The 295-nt window shown below is 61.7% G+C and carries 1 protein-coding gene; it reads right to left on the bottom strand.

Features of this window, described 5'->3' with window-relative positions; translation table 11 throughout:
* A partial coding sequence (locus tag A3754_RS01550) for an Hpt domain-containing protein (RefSeq protein ID WP_156496672.1) occupies positions 1-295 on the bottom strand: 295 nt, incomplete at both ends.

The following is a 295-nucleotide window of genomic DNA, read 5'->3' as shown; positions in this document are numbered from 1 at the left end:
CAGGGCAGCATCAGACTCCAGTTGCCCGGCGTTATAGCCTTCGTAGAGGTTTTCCAGTTCGTGGGCCAGATCGCCTACCGGGGCAACACCGGCCATGCGGGCGCCGCCCTTCAGGGTGTGCAGATCGCGCTGCAGGCTGCTCACATTACTGCTGTCGCCGGCTTCCCACTGGTCAAGAATGTGGCTGGCAGACTCGAGAATTTCTTCGGCCTCTTCCAGGAACAGTTCGACCAGCTCCGGGTCCAGGTGGGCTTCGTAGCGGCTGCTGTCTGCCGTGTCGTCAGGTTGCTCCGTA

Source organism: Alcanivorax sp. HI0083 (assembly GCF_001635175.1).
Note: the sequence above shows the minus strand (reverse complement) of the source record. Positions and strands in the feature narration are given on the sequence as shown.